Genomic DNA, 17,044 nt, shown 5'->3' with positions numbered 1-17,044 from the left:
TCAGCCCTCGGCCGGTGCGGGACGCCCCGCCGGGCCCTGCCGGTTGTAGTCGGCGACGAAGGCGGACCGCTGTTCGTCGGTCATCTCGTTGAGCAGCACGTTCGGGCTGGGGAACTCCGGGCACCTGCGCAGGTGGTCCAGCGTCCACATCTTCTTCGGGTCGAGGTCCAGGTGTGGCTGCGCGACGAGGGTCTTGCCGTCGTCACGGACGTAGCCCATGTCCTGCACGATGTCCGCGAAGTTCCAGCCGTGGTAAAGGGTTTCCCATTCCCGGGCACCGATGAGCTGGCCCATGTTCGGGGTGCTGCGCCCCTGGTAGGTCGGCCGGAACGCCTCGGCGTCGGTCCAGCGGCAGGTCTCCGAACAATAGGTACGCCACTGACCGTCCACTTTGTCCACGACCATGTCCTCGCGGATGAGGCACGGCACCATGCAGGTCCAGCAGCGGTGCGGGTACACGTAGTCGACGTTCTCGAACGCGATCGGCTTGTGTCCGTTCGGGACGGACAGCCGGTTGTAGTTCTCCCACCACTTTCCGTACTTGTCGTACCAGCCGGGGTACTTGTACTCGAACCACTCGAAGTCCTCGTCGGTCATCGGGTCGATCCGCCAGTAGTTGGCGAGCCACCCGGTGGCGAAGAACTGCGCCACCTCGTGCACATACCCCTTGTTCCAGATCCGGTTCCACGCCTCCTCGATGAGGTCGTGCGGGATCACCAGGCCGTACTTCTCCAGCGGCACCAGGTAACTGCGGTAGTAGTCGTCGTAGATCCACCGGCGCCACATCTCCGCGTAGCTCTCGCGCTCCTTGCGGCGGTCCTTGGTGCCGTACTCGATGAAGGTACCGATCGCCGCGTCCACCACGGCGTGGTTGTTCCACCACGCGTAGCGCAGGTCGCGTTCGAGTAGCTGGTGGTTGCTTTCGTCGGACAGCGCCATCAGCAGCGTCGCGTACCCGTTGGAGATGTGCCGCGACTCGTCGGACTGCACCGAGTGGAACACCGTCGGCAGCAGGTAGTCGCCGTTGGCGGCGGCCTCGGCGGGCATCGCGACGAACAGGGTGTTGGTGAAGGCGGTTTCGGCGACGATCGTCAGGTAGATGCTCGCCGCGGTGATCGCGTCACCGGTGATGAACCCTTCCGCGAACTGGCGGCCGATCGTGCCGCAGTAGTCGTTCTGGAAGTTGCGCAGGCTCGAGTTGAAGCCGGCGGGGTCGATGTAGTTGTTCATGTACAGGCGCTTGAGGTTCTGCTGGATCGTCGAGTGCCGTACCTCGTCGATCATCTGGATGGCCTGTCCGTTGTGCAGCTCCGGGTTGGGAACGGTGCGGAACAGCAGCGGCATCGCCCGCGCCGCGGAGATCTCCGGCAGCGGGATGATCGACAGGAACAGTTTCTGCCATTCCAGCCAGCGTTCCTGAACCTGCCGGAACATGTTGCCGCGGATGGCACCGTCCTCGGCACCGTAGACCCGGTGGTCCTTTTCCTCCTGCATCGGGAAGTAGGACCGCAGCACCTGCTTCAACGGGTCCTTCTTCTTGGCCTTGCGGAAGGTGTAGTCGGTCCCGTACTGGGACACCGGCTCGTGATAGGCCGGCTCCCAGGAGAGTTCCTGGATTTTCTGGTGGGCTTTCGCCACGCTCTGACGGCTCATTGCGGCTCCTTACCCGTGATCGCGGGCGAGTTCAGGTTCGGCGCGTGGGCACACGTCTTATGGGACGATTACAAGGCCCCGTCGATGTGACGCGGGTCTCAATTTGAGACACCCGGTTCATTGCTCGCCGAGCATCCGCTCGCGCAGGTCCGCGAGCTGTTGCCGGACCTTGTCGTGCACCCGCGCATCGCCCTCGACATGGGGCTGGATCCCGAACGCACGCAGCAGCTCGGCGGCAGGGTCACCCGGATGGCCGCCCTCGCCGAGTTCGGGGTGCAGTCCCTGCTCCACCAGGTGGTGAAAGACCACGTTGACGACGGTCCACGGGTTGTACGTCTCGTCGGCCATGTGTCCATGAGACAGCCGTGCGCGACGGCCGGCGTGTCTCAATTTGAGACACGGTGAAGCGTCCGATTGGCCTAGTCTGGAATGCGCGACACAACGATCTGCCGGGAGGCCCAGTGGACCGTGTCACGACCGCGATCCTGCCCGACGACGAAGGCCTGGCCCGGACCCGGGAACGGTTCCTGACCTCGGAACCTGTGGGGCCCGACCAGGTGCGTGAGGCGATCCTGGCCTCGTGGTGGCGCTCGCGCGAGTTCCACGTTCCCGCGGACCGCATCGACCTGCCCTACACCGGCGAGCAGAACCTCGACACGCCCCTGATCCGCGGTGCCGCGCCGGTCCTGGAACGGCTGGGTGACCAGCTCGAAGGACAGCCGATCAGCCTGATTCTCACCGATCCCACCGGCATCGTGGTGAGCCAGCGGACCGGGGACACCGACCTGCACCGGCATCTGGAACATGTCGAGCTGGTGCCCGGCTACAGCTACGGCGAGCGCTTCGTCGGCACCAACGGCATCGGCACCGCACTCGAAGACGGCCGCCCCAGCTACGTGTTCGGTCACGAGCATTACGCCGAGCACCTGGAGAACCTGGCCTGCGCCGGCGTGCCGATCCAGCATCCGATCACCGGCAAGACGATCGGCGCGGTCGACCTGACGTGCTGGCGCAAGGACGCCGGCGGGCTGCTGGTCGCGCTCGCGCGCACGACGGCCGAGCAGGTGCGCCAAGCCCTGCTCACCCACAGCGACCTGCGCGAGCTGGTGCTGTTCCAGGCTTACCTGCAGGCCTGCCGCCGCACCACGGGCATCGTGATGGCCTTCAACAAGGACATCGTGATGATGAACGACAGCGCGCGGCAACTGCTCGCTCCCGCCGACCAGACGTTGCTGCTCAGCCGGGCCCAGCACGAGCTGGCCGAAGCCCGCCGCGCGACGGTGACGATCGTCCTTTCCAGCGGCAGCAAGGTGCGCGCGGTGTGCCGCCGGGTCAAGGGCCACCGCGACGGCGACATCGCGGGCGGGGTGCTTTCGGTGAAACTCATCGAGGCCGATGACACCACACCCGGCCAGTCCTCGCTGCCGATGGTGCCGATGTTCCTGCCCGGCGTGGTCGGCTCGGCGGCCCCGTGGCTGCGCGCGAGCCACGATGTGGACGCGAGCTTCAGCCGCGGCGAGTGGCTCGTGCTCGCGGGTGAGCCCGGCACCGGCAAGTTCACCCTCGCCCGCGGAGTGCACCAGCGGCGCAATCCTGCCGGCCGGCTGCACACGCTCGACGCGGCGCGGGTGACCGCCGACTGGCACGACGATCTACTCCGCGAGCTGGTCGAGGACCCGGTGGACACCCTGGTGATCCGGCACGTCGACCGCCTCGCGGCGCCGGACGTGCGGACGCTGGTGTCCGTGCTGAAGCAGGCGCCGAGCAGCACCTGGGTGACGGTCACCGTGTCCGCGGACACCGACGCCGATCCTGGGCTGCTGGCGCTGTTCCCGCGCACGGTGACCGTGCCGCCGCTGCGGCGGCATGCGGAGGACCTGGCCGAGCTGGTGCCGTTGATGCTGTCCCGGCTCGCCGGGGGCGGGCAGCTGACCTGCTCCCCCGCGGCCCTGCACCTGCTGATGCGCGCGGGCTGGCCGGGCAATGTCCGGCAGCTGTGCGGCGTGCTCAAGCAGATCGGCCAGCGCCGCCGCACCGGCACGATCGTGCCGACCGACCTGCCGGCGGAGTACCACACGCTCACCCGGCGACCGCTCAACCGGTTCGAGGCGGTGGAGCGGGACGCGATCGTGCGGAGCCTCGAGGACGCCGGCGGCAACAAGGTGCGCGCCGCGAAGCTGCTGGGCATTTCCCGCGCGACGATCTACCGCAAGATCCACGAGTACGGCATCGTCACCGCCGACCGGTGACCCGCATCGTGTCGGCCACCTCAACCGGCGCGGCCGGCCGTGACGCTCGCATCGCACGAACCGGTGCCGTGGCGGCGCGCAGTGTGCGGCTCAGTCCGGGAGCAGTGGCACCGTCGGGCCCTCCGCTTGGCCGAGGAGCATGGCGCGGGTGACCGCTGTGGCGCCGAAGCGGGTGCGGACCTCGTCGAGGGTGGCGTCCAGGGCACCGGTTTCGGCACCGTCGAAAGGAAGCATCAACTGCACCGCACCGTCATTGTCCAAATTGGACAGAGTGAGGCCCAGCAGGGTCAGCCCGTCGTCCTCGATCATGGACCGGGCGGCGGCCAGCAGGCCACGCGCCGTCGTGAGGATGGCCGCCGTGCCGGCGGTCGGGTCGCGGAGCGTGTGTGACCGCGTGGCACGGCTGAAATCGGCGAACCGCAACCGCAACGTGACCGTTCGGCACACTCGCTTCGCCGCGCGCAGCCGCCGCGCCAGCCGGTCGGTCAGCGCGGCGAGCACGGCGTCCAGCTCCTCCGCCGACCGCCGCCGGCGCCCCAGCGCCCGCTGCGCGCCCATCGACCGGCGCCGCCGTCCCGTCTGTACCGGACGCGGATCCCTGTTGTGCGCCAGCGCATGCAGATGCCGCCCCGACGCGCGGCCCAGCATCGACACCAGCGTGGCCTCCCCCAGCCGCGCCACCTCGCCGACCGTCGTGATACCCCGCCGCCGCAGCTTGCCCGCCGTCACCTGGCCGACGCCCCACAACCGCTCGACCGGCAGCGGGTGCAGGAACGCCAGCTCCCCGTCATGCGGCACGACGAGCAGGCCATCGGGCTTCGCGACCCCGCTCGCAACCTTCGCGAGAAACTTCGTACGCGCCACACCGACGGTGATCCGCAGCCCGACCTGTTCGGCCACCGCCCGCCGCAGATCCGCCGCGATCCGGCTCGGCGAACCGGAAATCCGGGCGAGTCCGCCCACGTCGAGGAACGCCTCGTCGATCGACAACCCCTCGACCAGTGGCGTTGTCCGCTCGAACACGCCGAACACCGCCTTGCTCGCCTCGGCGTAAGCCGCCATCCGTGGGCGCACCACGATGGCCTGCGGGCACAGTGTTCGCGCGAGCCCGCCGGTCATCGCCGTGCGCACCCCGAACGCCTTGGCCTCGTAGCTCGCGGCCAGTACGACACCGCCGCCCACGATGACCGGGCGGCCGCGCAGGCTCGCGTCGTCCCGCTGCTCGACCGACGCGTAGAACGAATCGAGATCGGCGTGCAGGATCGGCCCTTCATTCGACACGAACATATGTTCGCATACAGGGACGACAATCCCGGGCCGCGCGCGAACCGTCCGCCCCCGATCCGGCGGTTTTCCCCTGGGTTGAAGCCAACCTCTTCTTGCGAACGCGGTCGCGCGGGTATTGAAGTCTGCATGGACATCATCACGCCGCGACAGCCGAGCCCACTGGAAGCCGAAATCCCCGAACCTGCCGAAGCTGTCGAGCCGGTCGATGAGGAGCTGGAGTTCGAGCCGACGATCGTCCGCGGCCGCGAATGATCCTATGACGATCGTCATGGCGAACGGCCCGGGTTTCTGCTCTACTGGACGTCATGCCGATTGTCATAACACCGGCGGCCCCGGGCGCAGTCGAGCGGTTGCTGACCACCTGCTCGGCGAACAGCCTGCGGCAGCGCTTCTTTCTGGGTGGCGAGCCGGACCCTCGGGACATCTGGTGCCGTTACCGGAAGTTCCTGCTGACCGGTGAGGCACTGGTGGCCTGGGCCGGTGACCACCCGGCCGGCCTGCTCAACGTGGCGGCCGCGGCACCCGGCGTGGCCGAGCTGGGCTTGCTGGTGGCCGACCCGTGGCAGCGCCAGGGCGTCGGGACACGCCTCGCCGAGACGGTGTGGTGCTCGGGCCACTGGGCCGGGCACACGGTGTACGCGACCGCCCGCGCCGGCAACGACGCGGCGCTCGCATTCCTGGCGCGGCAAGGATTCCGGCACATCTCCTCAGCCGACGGCTCGCGGGAATTCGAACTGCGGTTACCCGGAGCGGCTAGCATGACGCGCGTCATGGAGGAGGTGGCCGGGTGACGAAGTCACCGCGAGAGCGCATGGTGTTCAGCGCCGCGCAGCTGATCCGGGTACAGGGGGTGAGCGGGACCGGCATGCGTGAGGTCGTCGAGCACGCCGAGGCGCCACGCGGTTCGCTGCAGCACTACTTTCCCGGCGGCAAGGAACAGCTCGTCGACGAGGCGCTCGCGTGGGCCGGGGCCTACGCCGCCCGCCGGGTCCGCCGCTACGCCGCGTCGCTCGAGGAACCGTCGCCGGGCAAGCTGTACGCCGCGATGGTCGGGCAATGGCGCGACGAGTTCACGAAGCTCGGGTACGCCGGGGGCTGCCCGCTGGTCGCCACGACGGCCGACACCGCGGCGGCCAGCGAGCGGTTGCGGGCGGCGGTCAGCGCGGCGTTCGAGGCCTGGCAGGAACCGGTCGCCGAGGAGCTGCGGCGGATGGGCGTCCCGCCGGAACGCAGCCTCTCCCTGGCGCTGCTCATGATCAGCTCGCTGGAGGGCGCGATCGTACTGGCCCGCGCCCACCACGACCTCGCCCCGCTGGACGCCGTCGCCGGCGAACTCGCTCCCCTCCTCGACGCCGCGGTCGCCTGAGCGTTCCCACCCAATGGAATTCCGGACATGCTTTGTCCGTTGAAGCAGACGGAATGCTCCGGAAGGGGGTGATGATCATGGCGAGAAGGACGGACCGGCGTACGGAGGAGCCGGATTCCGTGCGTGACTACCTCGACGCGATCGGCGCGGTTCCGCTGCTGACGGCGACCGAGGAGGTGGAACTCGCCAAGCGGATCGAAGCGGGCGTGTACGCCGCGGAGCTGCTTCGCCGCGCGGACGCCGGTGAGCAGGAGCCGGCCACCGGACGGCGCGACCTGGAACTGGTCGTCCGTGACGGTCAGCGCGCGAAGGACCACATGATCGAGGCGAACCTGCGGCTGGTGGTGGCCGCGGCACGCAAGCGGCGCGAGCGGTCGGTGCCGTTGCTGGATCTGGTGCAGGAGGGCAACCTCGGGCTGATCCACGCGGTGGAAAAGTTCGACTACACCAAGGGTTACAAGTTCTCCACCTACGCGATGTGGTGGATCCGCCAGGCGATGCAGCGCGGGATCGCGTTCAACAGCCGGGCGATCCGGGTGCCCGAGCACACGAGTGACCAGCTGGTGAAGCTGGAGCGGGCGGAAAACGCGCTGCGGGCGGACGCCGACCACGACCCGACGATGGAGGAGCTGGCGGAGGCGTCGTCGTTGCCGCTGGCCCGGGTCGTCGAGTTGAAGCGGGTGGCGAAGGTGACGACGAGCCTGGACGTGCCGATCGGGGACGGCGAGGTGGCGCTCGGTGACCTCATCGGAGGCGCCGACGAGGATCCGGTCGCGGACACGATCGCGCGCGAGATGACGTCGCGGCTGCTCGACGACGCGCTGGACAGTCTGCCGCCGCTGGCGAAGAGGGTGATCTCGCTGCGGTACGGCCTGGACGACGGCCGTCAACGGACCCTGCAGCAGGCCGCCGACCAGGTCGGGGTGACCCGCTCGCAGGCGCGGCGTCTGGAACAGGATGCGCTGTCGGAACTACGCGCCCCCGGCCGTCGCGAGGCGCTCCTCCCCGTCGCCTAACCGCTCAACTCGGCCGTTCGTGGGGGGCGAGTTGAGCGCTCGCGGGTTAGATTTCGACCATGGGCAAGGATCCGGCGGTGGAACTCGAGGTCGGCGAGCGGACCGTGCGCATCTCGAACCCGCAGCGCGTGTATTTTCCGGCGCGTGGCGAGACGAAGCTCGACCTCGCCCGCTACTACCTCGCGGTCGGCGACGGGATCGTGCGCGCGCTGCGGGAACGCCCGTGCATGCTGCACCGCTTCCCGTCCGGGGTCAGCGGCGAGAAGGTGCACCAGAAACGGATCCCCGGCGGGGCACCACCGTGGCTGGAGACCGTGCGCGTGCACTTCCCGCGCTACAACCGGCACGCCGACGAGCTGTGCGTGACCGAGCCGGCCAGTGTCATCTGGGCGGTCCAGATGTCCACTGTGGAGTTTCACCCGTGGAACTCGCGCCGCGCGGACACCGAACGGCCCGACGAGTGGCGGATCGACCTCGATCCCGGCCCGGAGGCGGATTTCGCGCGGGTACGCCGGGTTGCGCATCTCGCGCGCGAGGTTCTCGACGAGCTCGGCGCGACCGGCTGGCCGAAAACCTCCGGCGGTGACGGGCTGCACGTGTATGTCCGCATCGAGCCGCGCTGGGGTTTCCAGGAAGTCCGCCGGGCCGCGCTCGCCTTCGCGATGGAGGTGGAGCGGCGCGCCCCGCAGGACGCGACGACCACGTGGTGGCGCAAAGATCGTGACCCCGCCAAGGTTTTCGTCGACTACAACCAGAACACGCGCGATCACACGATCGCCAGCGCGTACTCGGTCCGTGGCGTGCCTGAGGCGACGGTGTCGACGCCCATCGCGTGGGACGAAGTGGACGACGTCGAACCGGGTGACTGCACGATAGCGACGGTGCCGCACCGGTTCGCGAAACTCGGCGACCTGCACGAGGGGATCGACGACGCGGTGTACTCACTGGAAACCCTGCTGGAGTGGGCCGATCGCGACGGGCTCGACTGACGCGTCCACAAGGGACAGTCGACTACGTCCCGGCGAGCCAGCCGTCTTCGAGCAGGAGCCGTTTGAGCACCTTGCCGGTCTGGGTGCGCGGCAGGTCCGCCACGAAACGCACCTCGCGGGGCATCTCGAAGCGCGCCACCCGGTGGCGCAGGAAGTCACGCACGACACGTTCGTCGAGGCCGGCGTGCGGATGTGCCACCAGGTAGGCGACCAGACGCTGGCCGAACTCCGGGTCCGGCACCCCGATCACCGCCGTGTCCAATACGCCGGGCAGGGTGGACAGTGCCTCCTCGACCGGGCGCGGGAACACGTTCTCCCCACCGGAGATGATCATGTCGTCGTCCCGGCCCGCGATGAACAGGCGGCCGTCGGCGTCGAGGTAGCCACGGTCGCCGGTGTCCATCAGGTTGTGCCGGACGTTGCGGCCGCTGCCGTCGGTGTAGCCGTCGAACAGCATGTCGTTGCCCACGTAGATCCAGCCGATCTCCCCCGGTGGCAACGGTTCCCCGTTCGGCCCGAGGATCGCCAGCCGCGAACCCAGCGGCGGATAGCCCGCGGTGGTCGGCGAAGCGCGAAGGTCCTCGGGGGCGGCGATCGCGGCCGCGGACACCTCGGTCGAGCCGTAGAAGTTGTAAAGCACGTCACCGAACGCGTCCATGAACCCGATGACGAGTGACGCCGGCATCGCCGAGCCGCTGCTGATCACGACGCGCAGGCTCGAAGTGTCGTAGCGGGCCCGGACCTCCGGCGGCAGCGCCATGATCCGTTGCAGCATCACCGGTACCACGAACATCGCCGTGCACCGCGATTCCTCGATCATCCGCAGGCATTCCTCGGCGTCGAACTTCCGCTGCAACACGAGAGTGGCCCGCAGCGGCATCCCGATCTGCACCGCCGCCAGCCCCCAGGTGTGGAACAGCGGGGTGGACACGAGGATGCGGTCGAGACTGCGCAACGGGACCCGCGACAGCAGCGCGACGACCGCGGACAGGCCCTTCGGCGTCGGCCGCTTCGCGCCTTTCGGGTTACCGGTCGTGCCCGACGTGAGCACGACGAGCCGGCCGGTCGTGGCGGGCGGCGCCAGCTTCGGCCCCGACGGGTGACGGTCGATCAGCGGGTCGAGGGCGTCGGTGGGCACCCACGCGACGGTGTGCGGCAGGTTTTTCAGCAGCGAGGTGAACTCGGGGTCCGCGACGACGATGCGGACGTTGTTGTTGTGGACCCCTTCGAGCACCTGCGGTTCGGCGAGGCCGGTGTTGAGCAGGACGGCGTCGACGCCGAGCTTGCCGCACGCGACGAGGGTCTGGATCAGCGCGCTGGAGTTGCGGGCGAGCACGGCGACCTTGTTGTCCGGCGCGGCGCCCATCTTGCGCAGCACCGACGCCAGCCGGTCGGTCCGGTCGGCGAGGTCGAGGAAGCTCCACCGCGGGCCTTTCTCGTCGATCAGAGAAAGCGCTTTCGGCGAGCGCAACGCGGCCGAGGTGTACCCGCCGGCCAGCGTCGCGCCCCATTTCACGGCCGCACGCAGCTGGCGGACCAGCCGGTCGGGGCGGGCCGTGGTCAGGATCCCGGCCTGTACCAGCACGTTCGCCACCTGCAGGGTCGACGGCGTGCGTTCCGGCGGCAGGGGTTCACCGATCCCCTTGAGGCTGCGGCCGACCCGGTCGAGCCCGTCGGTGATCCACTCCTTGAGCTCGGCCGCCGTCGCCCGCGAGCCCGGCGGGAGAAAGAACATGCACTGGACGCGGGTTTGCCTGCCGCCGGCGTCGGCCAGCTTCACCGAGACGCTGCCCTGCCCGCCTGGTTCGCAGTCCAGCACGAACTGCTCGCCGCGGCGGCTGAGCAACACCCGCCACTCGTGCTCGGCCGGCGGCCCGCACACACCCAGCCGCATCCGGTAGCGCGCGCCACGGCCCTCGGTGGCGATCCGTTCGCACGCGCCGACACCGCGGAAGAATCGTGGATAGAGTTCGGGGTTGGTGATGACGGGCCAAAGATCGGCCCGCGGGTGCCCGACAATGAGGTCGAAGCTCACGCAATCCGCCATTCCGCCGAACCTAGAGGTGTCCATAGCCGGGGGTCAACGAAACGTGCGGAAAAATGGTCAAACGGCCACTTCGGTGGCCACCTGTGAGAAGACCACACCCTCGTCCTCGATCGGGCCGAGGCGCAAGAACAGCACGTCACGCGGGTAGTTCTGGTGCAGCCGCCACGGCCTCGCCGCTCCCTGCCGTGGCAGTTTCGCGGCACTGCGCAGCACATATCCGGATTGCAGATCGATGAACGGCGCGCTGGGCAGCTTTCCGGGCGGGGCGACAGGCAGGCACACCTGGTAACCGCGCGTGTCCATATGACGCAGCAGCCGGGTCACGTAATGCGCGACCAGATCGGCCTTGAGTGTCCAGGAGGTATTGGTGTAGCCGACCGTGAGCGCGAAGTTGGGCACCCCGGAGAACATCATTCCCTTGTACTCCACCGTTTTGCTGAAATCGACGGCCTCACCGTCCACGGTGAACGTGATCCCGCCGGCGACGAGCAGGTTCAGCCCGGTCGCGGTCACCACGATGTCGGCTTCCTGTTCCTGTCCCGATTCCAGCCGGATACCGCGCTCGGTGAACGTTTCGATCCGGTCCGTGACAATGGAAGCCGTGCCGGCGCGCAGGGCACGAAACAGGTCGGCGTCCCGTGCGATGCACAGGCGCTGGTCCCACGGCTCGTACCGCGGGGTGAAGTGGCGATCGATGTCGTAGCCCGGCGGCAGCTGCCGCTCGATGCGCCGGCGCAGCACCTTTTTCACCACTCCCGGCAGGCGCCGGCTGACCTGGTAGGCGAACCCGGTCAGCAGCGCGTGCCGCCAGCGCACGATCGGAACGGCGAGCCGGGCGGGGAGAAACCGGTACAGCTTCCCGTCGAGCGGGTCGGCGGTGGGCAGGGCCAGCAGGTAGCCCGGCGAACGCTGCACCATCGTCACGTGCGCGGCATGCTCCGCGAGCGCCGGGACGAGCGTGACCGCCGTCGCGCCGCTGCCGATCACGAGGACGCGCTTGCCCGCGTAGTCGAGGTGCTCGGGCCAGTGCTGCGGGTGCACCACTGTGCCGCGAAAGCGTTCCACACCAGGGAAATCCGGGGTGTAGCCCTCGTCGTAGTCGTAGTACCCGGTGTTGCAGAACAGGAAGCCACAGGTGAACTCCACGTTCTCGCCGGTGTCCGAGCGCACCGCGTGCACCGTCCACTGTGCACTCTCACTGGACCACTCGACCCGGACCACCTTGTGGTGAAGGCGGATCCGGTCCTCGATGCCGTACTGCGCCGCGGTTTCGCGGATGTACCCACGGATCGCGTCACCGTCGACAATGGACTGTACCTGGGTCCACGGCCGGAAATCATAGGCGAGGGTGAACATGTCCGAGTCGGAGCGGATGCCCGGGTAGCGGAACAGATCCCAGGTGCCACCGACCGCGCCGCGCGCCTCGAGGACGACGAACGTCTTGCCGGGCGCCTCGTCCCGCAGCCGGCACGCGGCGCCGACGCCGGCCAGCCCGGCTCCGATGATGAGAACGTCGGCATGCTCGCGTGTCATACGTCCAAGGTAGACATGTGACCTTCCGGTCACCTATTCTGGCTCGGTGAACGACGACGACCGGGTGTTCAAGGCACTCGCGGACCCCACTCGTCGCTTCCTGCTCGATCTGCTGTTCGCGCGTGACGGCCGCACGCTCACCGAGCTGGAGTCCGAGTTGGAGATGACCCGGTTCGGCGTGGCGAAGCACCTCAAGGTGCTCGAGGACGCCGATCTCGTGGTCACACGCCGGTCCGGGCGGGAGAAGCTGCACTTTCTCAACCCGGTGCCGATCCGGTCGATCCACGACCGGTGGATCGACAAGTACACCGAGCGCCAAGCCGCGGCGCTGACGGAGCTCAAGGAAGAACTGGAGAGGGAACCATGACCACCACGACACAGGTGCACCGGATCTACATCAAGGCCGCGCCCCAGAAGGTGTGGGAAGCCATCACCAAGCCGGAGTGGACGGACCGCTACGGGTACGGCGGGCTCACCGACTACGACCTGACGCCGGGCGCGAAGTTCGGCACCCGGCCGAGCCAGTCGATGATCGACGCGTCGAAAGAGCAGGGTTTCCCGATTCCCGACGTGATCATCGACGGCGAGGTCGTCGAGGCGACGCCACCACACAGACTGGTGCTGACCTGGCGGATGCTGATGGACCCCGGTGTCGCCGAGGAGGGTTTCAGCACGCTGACCTACGAACTGGCCGCGACCGCGGGCGGGACGAAACTCACCGTCGTGCACGAGCTCGACGGCATGCCGAAACTGGCCGCCATGGTGGACGGCGCCGGCGAGCAGGAGGGTGCCGGCGGCGGCTGGCCGTGGATCCTCAGCGACCTGAAATCGTTGCTGGAGACGGGAAAGATCCTCGCGGACTGAGGGAGGCGGTGGCCGCCCGCGGGGGGGCGGCCACCGTCGTCACTCCAGAATGCTCAGCGACTCCTCGTCGAGGGTTACCCTGCCCGCGGCGAGATTTTCTTCGAGGTGCGCGACCGTGCGGGTACCGGGGATGAGCAGCGCCTGAGGACTGCGGGTGAGGATCCAGGCGAGCCCGACCTGGGCGGGGGTCACGCCCAGCCGCGTGGCGACCGTTCTGACCGCGGCCTGGCCGGTGACCCTCGGCAGGCCGGGAAACCCCGACCCGAGCGGAAAGTAGGGCACCCACGCGATGTCGTGCTCGCGGCAGATCCGCAGCAGCGGTTCGGCCGAGCGGTCGACGATGCTGTAGCTGTTCTGGACGCAGATGACGCCGGCGGGCAGCGCGCGGTACAGGTCATCCGCACCGATGTGACTGAGCCCGAAACCGCCGATCTTTCCCGCGTCCCGCAGGGCGATCAGCTCGGCGAGCTGGTCGTCGAAGTCCACCCGCTGGGCGGCGGGCACCCCGTCGGTCCGGTACATCGGATAGAAGTTGACCACTTCGAGGCGTTCGAGGCGCAGCGAGCGCAGGTTGTCCTCGACCGCGGCCCGCATCTCGGCGGGCCGCTGCGCCGGGCGCAGCCCGTACTCACCGTCCGGATCGCTCGTGGCGCCGATCTTGCTGACCAGCACGAGCCGCTCCGGGTACGGGTGCAGGGCGGCGCGGATGCGTTCGTTCACCCGCCCCGCCCCGTAGAACTGGGCCGTGTCGATGTGTTCGACGCCCAGCTCCACGGCGCGGCGCAGTACAGCGTGGGCGGACTCGTCGTCGCCGTGCTCGAGCTGCATCGCGCCGTAGCCGATCCGGGCGATGGATCGTGCGTTCAGGCGGGCAAGGCCGCTCGGGGGGTTGCGTGGTGACGACGCGTTGATGGCTGTCAATGGCGGACGCTCCTGACGTTCGGGTAGGTTCACGATAAGCGGAAGGCCTTCCGCAACGAAGAATAACCGGAAGGGATTCCGCTTGTGCCGGCTGGTGATCGATCCCCCGCACGGGCCGATGCCCGGCGCAACCGCGAGCGCTTACTTGCCGCCGCACGAGCCGCCTTTCTCAGCGGCCGGATGCCGTCGATCGAGGCGCTGGCCCGCGAAGCGGGCTTGGGTGTGGGCACGGTGTACCGGAACTACCCGACCCGGGAAGCACTGGTCGACGCGGTGTTCCGCGCCGAACGGGAAGAGCTGTGCGCGCGGGTAAAACCGCTGCTGGACGAGCACGAACCCGTGGTCGCGTTACGGAGGTGGATGGACTTCTACGCCGGGTTCGTCGCCGTCAAGCACGGCATGGCCAAGACCCGCGCGACAGCGATCCCCGTGGGCACCGTCCCGTCCGGCGATGCGAAAGCGGCCCTTACCGCCGCGGTGGGCAGCCTGATCACCGCCGGTGTGCACGCGGGCACGTTGCGAGCGGACGTGCGGGTCGAGGACGTCGTCGCCACGTTGGCCGGCATCTTCCTCACCGCCGAAGACCGCACTCAAGCCGGACGGCAGCTGGACCTGCTCGTCGATGGGCTCCGCACCGCTCCGCCGAAGTCACCGTCCTGACGCGGACTCCCCGTACTGCCGCCGCACGCCGGGGCAGGGATCATGAGGACAGACCCCTCATTCCCAGGAGCGGCCCTTGTCCCGGCGAGAACTCGCGGCGGCGCGCATCACCGACCCGTGGCTGCGCGCGGCGTACACGCAATGCCGCACGCTCAACGCCGAGCACGGGCGCACCTACTTCCTGGCGACCCGGCTGCTGCGTCCCCGCCAGCGTCCCGCGATCCACGCGTTGTACGGATTTGCCCGCTACACCGACGATCTCGTCGACCACCCCGAGCCCGGAGCCGACGTGGCGGAAAGCCTCAAGCGGGTCCAGGCCGAGCTGGCGGAGGGACTGCGCACCGGGCGCTCGGCGCATCCGGTGCTGGCCGCGGTGATCGACACGACGAACCGGTTCGGCATCGACCCGGGACTGCACGCGGCGTTCCTGGAGTCGATGCGGATGGACCTGACCGTCACCGGTTACCCGGACCGGGAAAGCCTGCACCGCTACGTGCACGGGTCCGCGGAGGTCATCGGGCTGCAGTTGCTGCCGGTCCTGGGCACCGTCACCGACCCGGCCGAGGCCGCGCCCTACGCCGCGGCGCTCGGGGAAGCGTTCCAGCTGACCAACTTCCTGCGCGACGTCGCCGAGGACCTCGACCGCGGCCGTGTGTACCTGCCGGCCGACGAACTGCGTGCGTTCGGCGTCGACCGGGAGCTGCTCCTCCGGTGCCGCCGGAGCGGAGAGGCCGATTCGCGGGTGCGGCGCGCACTCGCCCACCAGATCGCGGTCACCCGCTCGGTGTACCGGCGCGCCCGGCCGGGGATCGCGCTGCTCGACCCCGTGTCGCGCCCGTGTGTGGCGACGGCGTTCAGCCTTTACGCTCGCATCCTCGACCGCATCGAGGACCACGGGCACAACGTGTTCGCGGTGCGGGCGAAGGTCGGCGGCGGGCGGCGGCTGGCGCTGGCCGGCGGAGCGGCGGCTCGCGCGCTGTGGGCACGGGCCGCGGGCTGAACGGGAAGGCAAGGGGAATGGATCACTGGCAGTACCTGCTCCTGCTGGCCGCGTGCCTGGTCGTGACGCTGCCACTGGAGCTGACCGGGTCACGCGTGTACCGGCAGCCGGCGCGGCTGGCTCGGGCCGTGCTCCCGGCCGCCGCGGTGTTCCTGGTGTGGGACGTGCTGGCCATCGCGGGCGGGGTGTGGAACTACAACCCACGCTTTCTCCTCGGCGTCACGCTGCCGTTCGGCGTGCCGCTGGAGGAGGCGTTGTTCTTCCTGGTGATCCCGGTGTGCGGGCTGCTGACGTTCGAGACCGTGGAGCGGATGCTGCGGTGATCGGCTACACGCTGCCCGCGGTCCTGTCGGTACCGGCCGTGGTCGCGGTCGAGTTGTGCTGGCTGCGCACGGGCCTGTTCCGCCGCCCCGGGTACTGGATTTCCATGGTCATCGTGGTGGCGTTCCAGGTTCTCGCCGACGGCTGGCTGACGAAACTGTCCGCGCCCATCGTCCGGTACGAGCCGGACCAGCTGACGGGGCTGCGGTTCCCGTTCGACATCCCGGTCGAGGACTACCTGTTCGGCTTCAGTCTCGTCACGCTCACCCTGCTGCTTTGGCTTCGCGGAAGGAAAACCACATGACCCTCGCGGCGGCGTTCGATCGCGGAGCCCGCGCCTACGACCGGCTCGTCGGCCTCAACCCCGGGTATCACGCGCACCTGCGGCGCTCGGCCGCGGCGATTCCCGTTGACGCGAAGCGGGTTCTCGACGCCGGGTGCGGCACGGGCGCGTCGACGAGCGCGTTGCTGCGCGTCGTGCCGGGCGCGGAGATCGTCGGGGTGGACGGCTCGGCGGGCATGCTCGCCGAAGCGAGGCGGAAACCCTGGCCGGACACGGTGCGCTTCGTGCACAGCCGGATCGAGGACGTGGCCCTCGACGGGCCGTTCGACGCGATCTTCGCCGCGTATCTCATCCGGAACCTGCCCGATCCGGACACCACGCTCGCCGCGATGTTCGCCCTGTTGCGCCCGGGCGGGGTGCTCGTCGTGCACGACTACAGCGTCGCCGACAGCCGGCGGGCGCGGCTGATCTGGCACGCGGTGTGCTGGTCGGTGATCATCCCGTTGGGCCGGGTCGTGTCCGGTGACGCGGGGCTCTACCGGTACCTGTGGCGCAGCGTGCGGGACTTCGACGGGGCGACCGCGCTCGCCGGACGGCTGCGCGGGGCCGGGTTCGGGCGCGTGCACACGCGCACGATGACCGGCTGGCAGCGCGGCATCGTGCACACCTTCCGCGCGGGCAAACCGTGAGGGACTCCCGGCGCGTCCGGGTCGAGGCGCCCGGCGGGCATGAGCGGGTGCCGGGACGCAAACGCGTCGCCGTGGTCGGTGGCGGGATCGCCGGGCTGACCGCGGCGACCGCGCTCGCCGAGCGCGGCGTCGAGGTCGAACTGTTCGAACGTGAGCCGTACTGGGG

At 69.2% G+C, this 17,044-nt stretch carries 20 protein-coding genes; 14 read left to right on the top strand and 6 right to left on the bottom strand.

What is annotated here, in order from left to right; translation table 11 throughout:
• Nucleotides 1-1,653, bottom strand: coding sequence for a ferritin family protein (locus GKO32_RS19805; protein WP_154758375.1), 1,653 nt, complete (start codon nt 1,651-1,653; stop codon nt 1-3).
• A gap of 117 nt (nt 1,654-1,770) precedes the next feature.
• Nucleotides 1,771-2,001 (bottom strand): hypothetical protein, encoded by a 231-nt coding sequence (locus GKO32_RS19800; protein ID WP_154758374.1) that lies wholly within the window; start codon nt 1,999-2,001, stop codon nt 1,771-1,773.
• Between the two features lie 113 nt (nt 2,002-2,114).
• Between GKO32_RS19800 and GKO32_RS19795 the strand changes: the two genes are divergently transcribed.
• Nucleotides 2,115-3,902 carry a sigma-54-dependent Fis family transcriptional regulator gene (locus GKO32_RS19795; RefSeq protein WP_312868169.1) on the top strand — a complete coding sequence of 596 codons (1,788 nt, stop codon included), beginning with the start codon at nt 2,115-2,117 and terminating at the stop codon, nt 3,900-3,902.
• 90 nt (nt 3,903-3,992) lie between these two features.
• Here GKO32_RS19795 and dinB read toward each other — a convergent pair whose 3' ends face one another.
• The gene (dinB, locus tag GKO32_RS19790; RefSeq protein WP_154758373.1) at nt 3,993-5,189 is read right to left on the bottom strand and encodes a DNA polymerase IV; all 1,197 of its coding nucleotides are present in this window, start codon (nt 5,187-5,189) and stop codon (nt 3,993-3,995) included.
• A gap of 126 nt (nt 5,190-5,315) precedes the next feature.
• On the opposite strand from dinB, the gene GKO32_RS39865 reads away from it, so the two are divergent.
• The 5 genes from GKO32_RS39865 to ligD all read left to right on the top strand — a co-directional run bounded on the left by GKO32_RS39865 (nt 5,316) and on the right by ligD (nt 8,560).
• Entirely contained in the window at nt 5,316-5,441 is a 126-nt protein-coding gene (locus tag GKO32_RS39865; protein WP_281353898.1) for a hypothetical protein, read from the top strand.
• Between the two features lie 53 nt (nt 5,442-5,494).
• Nucleotides 5,495-5,980, top strand: coding sequence for a GNAT family N-acetyltransferase (locus tag GKO32_RS19785; RefSeq protein ID WP_154758372.1), 486 nt, complete (start codon nt 5,495-5,497; stop codon nt 5,978-5,980).
• Entirely contained in the window at nt 5,977-6,555 is a 579-nt protein-coding gene (locus tag GKO32_RS19780; RefSeq protein ID WP_312868168.1) for a TetR/AcrR family transcriptional regulator, read from the top strand. Before GKO32_RS19785 ends, GKO32_RS19780 begins: the two co-directional genes overlap by 4 nt.
• A gap of 77 nt (nt 6,556-6,632) precedes the next feature.
• Nucleotides 6,633-7,571 (top strand): sigma-70 family RNA polymerase sigma factor, encoded by a 939-nt coding sequence (locus GKO32_RS19775; protein ID WP_154758371.1) that lies wholly within the window; start codon nt 6,633-6,635, stop codon nt 7,569-7,571.
• A 59-nt stretch (nt 7,572-7,630) separates the two neighbouring features.
• Complete coding sequence (ligD, locus tag GKO32_RS19770) at nt 7,631-8,560, top strand: non-homologous end-joining DNA ligase (RefSeq protein ID WP_154758370.1); 930 nt, start codon at nt 7,631-7,633, stop codon at nt 8,558-8,560.
• Nucleotides 8,561-8,582: 22 nt separating this feature from the next.
• Here ligD and GKO32_RS19765 read toward each other — a convergent pair whose 3' ends face one another.
• Together GKO32_RS19765 and GKO32_RS19760 are read right to left on the bottom strand one after the other, a co-directional pair.
• The gene (locus tag GKO32_RS19765) at nt 8,583-10,607 is read right to left on the bottom strand and encodes an AMP-binding protein (protein WP_154758369.1); all 2,025 of its coding nucleotides are present in this window, start codon (nt 10,605-10,607) and stop codon (nt 8,583-8,585) included.
• A gap of 57 nt (nt 10,608-10,664) precedes the next feature.
• A complete protein-coding gene (locus tag GKO32_RS19760) occupies nt 10,665-12,140 on the bottom strand; it encodes a flavin-containing monooxygenase (RefSeq protein WP_154758368.1) in 1,476 nt (491 codons plus the stop codon).
• A 46-nt stretch (nt 12,141-12,186) separates the two neighbouring features.
• Here GKO32_RS19760 and GKO32_RS19755 point away from each other — a divergent pair, with 46 nt between their 5' ends.
• A complete protein-coding gene (locus tag GKO32_RS19755) occupies nt 12,187-12,507 on the top strand; it encodes an ArsR/SmtB family transcription factor (RefSeq protein ID WP_312868167.1) in 321 nt (106 codons plus the stop codon).
• Nucleotides 12,504-13,004, top strand: a complete 501-nt coding sequence (locus GKO32_RS19750) for an SRPBCC domain-containing protein (RefSeq protein ID WP_154758367.1) — start codon at nt 12,504-12,506, stop codon at nt 13,002-13,004. Before GKO32_RS19755 ends, GKO32_RS19750 begins: the two co-directional genes overlap by 4 nt.
• A 39-nt stretch (nt 13,005-13,043) precedes the next feature.
• On the opposite strand, the gene GKO32_RS19745 is transcribed toward GKO32_RS19750, so the two are convergent.
• The gene (locus GKO32_RS19745) at nt 13,044-13,925 is read right to left on the bottom strand and encodes an aldo/keto reductase (RefSeq protein WP_154758366.1); all 882 of its coding nucleotides are present in this window, start codon (nt 13,923-13,925) and stop codon (nt 13,044-13,046) included.
• A gap of 84 nt (nt 13,926-14,009) precedes the next feature.
• Here GKO32_RS19745 and GKO32_RS19740 point away from each other — a divergent pair, with 84 nt between their 5' ends.
• The 6 genes from GKO32_RS19740 to GKO32_RS39190 all read left to right on the top strand — a co-directional run.
• Nucleotides 14,010-14,585: a TetR/AcrR family transcriptional regulator gene (locus tag GKO32_RS19740; protein WP_312868166.1), complete on the top strand. Its 576-nt coding sequence runs from the start codon at nt 14,010-14,012 to the stop codon at nt 14,583-14,585.
• A gap of 76 nt (nt 14,586-14,661) precedes the next feature.
• Nucleotides 14,662-15,585, top strand: a complete 924-nt coding sequence (locus GKO32_RS19735; protein WP_154758365.1) for a phytoene/squalene synthase family protein — start codon at nt 14,662-14,664, stop codon at nt 15,583-15,585.
• A gap of 17 nt (nt 15,586-15,602) precedes the next feature.
• A complete protein-coding gene (locus tag GKO32_RS19730; RefSeq protein ID WP_154758364.1) occupies nt 15,603-15,908 on the top strand; it encodes a lycopene cyclase domain-containing protein in 306 nt (101 codons plus the stop codon).
• Nucleotides 15,905-16,210, top strand: coding sequence for a lycopene cyclase domain-containing protein (locus tag GKO32_RS19725; RefSeq protein WP_312868165.1), 306 nt, complete (start codon nt 15,905-15,907; stop codon nt 16,208-16,210). The genes GKO32_RS19730 and GKO32_RS19725 overlap by 4 nt, the downstream gene beginning before the upstream one ends.
• Nucleotides 16,207-16,878 (top strand): class I SAM-dependent methyltransferase, encoded by a 672-nt coding sequence (locus GKO32_RS19720; protein WP_154758363.1) that lies wholly within the window; start codon nt 16,207-16,209, stop codon nt 16,876-16,878. Before GKO32_RS19725 ends, GKO32_RS19720 begins: the two co-directional genes overlap by 4 nt.
• Nucleotides 16,875-17,044: FAD-dependent oxidoreductase (locus tag GKO32_RS39190; RefSeq protein WP_312868187.1), on the top strand; the 170-nt coding region annotated here is incomplete at its 3' end. The genes GKO32_RS19720 and GKO32_RS39190, both read left to right, overlap by 4 nt.

Origin of the sequence: Amycolatopsis pithecellobii, from assembly GCF_009707865.1 — a bacterium.
In the GTDB taxonomy this organism is placed as follows: domain Bacteria; phylum Actinomycetota; class Actinomycetes; order Mycobacteriales; family Pseudonocardiaceae; genus Amycolatopsis_E; species Amycolatopsis_E pithecellobii.
This window is presented reverse-complemented; position numbering and strand designations above follow the sequence as displayed.

What these genes read in the sequence shown, in the direction of transcription:
- GKO32_RS19775 (WP_154758371.1), top strand. Translation starts at nt 6,633, where the DNA reads ATGGCGAGAAGGACGGACCGGCGTACGGAGGAGCCGGATTCCGTGCGT.
- ligD (WP_154758370.1), top strand. Translation starts at nt 7,631, where the DNA reads ATGGGCAAGGATCCGGCGGTGGAACTCGAGGTCGGCGAGCGGACCGTG.
- GKO32_RS19800 (WP_154758374.1), bottom strand. Translation starts at nt 2,001, where the DNA reads ATGGCCGACGAGACGTACAACCCGTGGACCGTCGTCAACGTGGTCTTT.
- GKO32_RS19730 (WP_154758364.1), top strand. Translation starts at nt 15,603, where the DNA reads ATGGATCACTGGCAGTACCTGCTCCTGCTGGCCGCGTGCCTGGTCGTG.
- GKO32_RS19720 (WP_154758363.1), top strand. Translation starts at nt 16,207, where the DNA reads ATGACCCTCGCGGCGGCGTTCGATCGCGGAGCCCGCGCCTACGACCGG.
- GKO32_RS19765 (WP_154758369.1), bottom strand. Translation starts at nt 10,607, where the DNA reads ATGGCGGATTGCGTGAGCTTCGACCTCATTGTCGGGCACCCGCGGGCC.
- GKO32_RS39865 (WP_281353898.1), top strand. Translation starts at nt 5,316, where the DNA reads ATGGACATCATCACGCCGCGACAGCCGAGCCCACTGGAAGCCGAAATC.
- GKO32_RS19805 (WP_154758375.1), bottom strand. Translation starts at nt 1,653, where the DNA reads ATGAGCCGTCAGAGCGTGGCGAAAGCCCACCAGAAAATCCAGGAACTC.
- GKO32_RS19785 (WP_154758372.1), top strand. Translation starts at nt 5,495, where the DNA reads ATGCCGATTGTCATAACACCGGCGGCCCCGGGCGCAGTCGAGCGGTTG.
- dinB (WP_154758373.1), bottom strand. Translation starts at nt 5,189, where the DNA reads ATGTTCGTGTCGAATGAAGGGCCGATCCTGCACGCCGATCTCGATTCG.
- GKO32_RS19760 (WP_154758368.1), bottom strand. Translation starts at nt 12,140, where the DNA reads ATGACACGCGAGCATGCCGACGTTCTCATCATCGGAGCCGGGCTGGCC.
- GKO32_RS19750 (WP_154758367.1), top strand. Translation starts at nt 12,504, where the DNA reads ATGACCACCACGACACAGGTGCACCGGATCTACATCAAGGCCGCGCCC.